This window comes from Gracilibacillus massiliensis, assembly GCF_001458115.1.
GTDB classification, from domain to species: Bacteria; Bacillota; Bacilli; order Bacillales; family Amphibacillaceae; genus Gracilibacillus; species Gracilibacillus massiliensis.
In genome coordinates this window covers 1-1,987 of sequence record NZ_CZRP01000005.1, presented here as the reverse complement: position 1 = coordinate 1,987, position 1,987 = coordinate 1, and the positions used below count along the sequence as shown (strand labels likewise).

The following is a 1,987-nucleotide window of genomic DNA, read 5'->3' as shown; positions in this document are numbered from 1 at the left end:
TCATATAATAAGTATAAAAACGAGTAACGAAACAGGTGATAACGTGTATCTGAAAAAAACGAAAAACAAAAAAGGCCGTATCCATTTATCGATTGTGGATTCTTATTATGATAAAGAGAAAAAATATGCGCGTCAGGTAACCATAGAAAGTTTGGGATATCTGGATGAATTAGAAAAAGAATACGACGACCCGATTGCTCATTTTAAAAAACGAGTAGAGGAATTAAAGAAAGCGAAAGCAGCACAAAAAGAACCGATACAACTAGAACTTTCTCCGAACGAAAAGATAAAAAAGAAGAAGGACTATCGCAAAAATTTTGGACACGTGATCCTGAGCCAACTTTATCATCAGTTACAGCTAGATACCTTTTGGAAAAATCGTGCCAGACGTCGCTCCTTTGCCTTTGACCCTAATATTATTTTCAAATTATTAATTTTTACGCGATTATTGTATCCCGGTTCCAAGGCGAAGTCGTTTGCCTCTCGTTCTTTATTTTTTGAACGAAACACTTTTGAATTGGCGGATGTATACCGCGCACTCACCTTCTTTCATGAAAAAAAGGATGACTTGTTGAAATGGCTACATAACCAAGTGACTAGTCAATATGGACGGGATACCACTCGTGTTTTTTATGATGTGACCAATTATTATTTTGAGTCCGATACGATCGATGAAACAGACATGCGGCGTAAAGGAGTGTCGAAAGAGCATCGACCGAATCCGATTGTGCAGATGGGATTGTTTATGGATAACCAGGGAATACCGATCACTTATCAACTATTCCCTGGCAACACCAATGATTGTATGACGTATCGTCCCAACTTAAAAAAATTGAAACTGGATTATGGTATAAAACGAGCCGTAGTTGTGGCGGACAAGGGAATGACAACGGGGGATAATATCTGGTTTACCTTATCAGCAAAAGACGGCTATGTATTCAGTATGTCGGTACGTGGTGCCAATAAAGAATTAAAAGAATATGTCAAAAACGAAGCAGACTATCAATGGGTTGGAAAGGAATACAAGCGAAAGTCCCGATTGTACCCAAGAGATATTCTGGTAACAGCGAAAAATGGATCCAAAATGAAAAAGCAAGTACATGAAAAACAAGTGGTATTTTGGAGTGCGAAATATGCCAAAAAAGCCAAATATGAACGAGAGAAAGTCATTCAAAAAGCGAAAGCATTAATGGAGAATCCTGGCGCTTATAAGAGAGCCACATCCGTTGGAGCAAGCAACTATATTAAAGATATTGCGTTCGACAAAACGACAGGAGAAATCTTAACACCTAAGAAACAACTGCACCTCAATGAGAAGAAAATACAAGAACAAGAAGCATTAGATGGGTACTATGTGCTGATTACAAGCGAATACAGGGAAGCTGATGATGCGATTATTGATATGTATCGGGGATTGTGGCAAATTGAAGAAACGTTTCGTATTACCAAAAGTGACTTAGAAGCACGACCGGTTTACGTATCCAGAAAAGAACACATTGAAGCCCATTTTCTTACGTGCTTTGTCTCCCTTGTGCTTGCGCGTATTTTACAGGTAGAATCAGACGGCAAGCATAGCGTCGCCAATTTATTGGATAGTTTACGTCAGGCGGAATTCACGGAACTCACTCAGAATTATTATTTATTTGATTATTATGATGACATTCTAGAAGAATTAGGAACCAAATTTCACATCGATTTCTCGAAAAGGTATAGGAAATTAGGAGAAATTAAAAAAATTTTAGGGAAGACGAAAAAAGGGTCTATTTCACGATGAAAAGTTGAAAAATAAGATACCCCTTCTTCCTTTGTGCGCCAAGGGATGAAGGGGTGTTTTTGTCTAATTCCACTGTAAAACTCAGGCTATAGTAAAAATCTAGATGAACAATGAAATATATATAGTTGCGTAATATTATGAAACTGGGCAGTAAATTTTTGCGTTGTATTATTTTTGAGATAATAACACTGCTTAGCAATCGCTACGGCTTGT

General features: G+C 37.6%; 1 protein-coding gene. It reads left to right on the top strand.

Going from position 1 to position 1,987, the window contains the following annotated elements:
• Positions 1-43: 43 nt before the first annotated feature.
• Positions 44-1,774, top strand: coding sequence for an IS1634 family transposase (locus BN3107_RS00100; protein WP_058305618.1), 1,731 nt, complete (start codon positions 44-46; stop codon positions 1,772-1,774).
• The last annotated feature ends 213 nt before the right edge of the window (positions 1,775-1,987 follow it).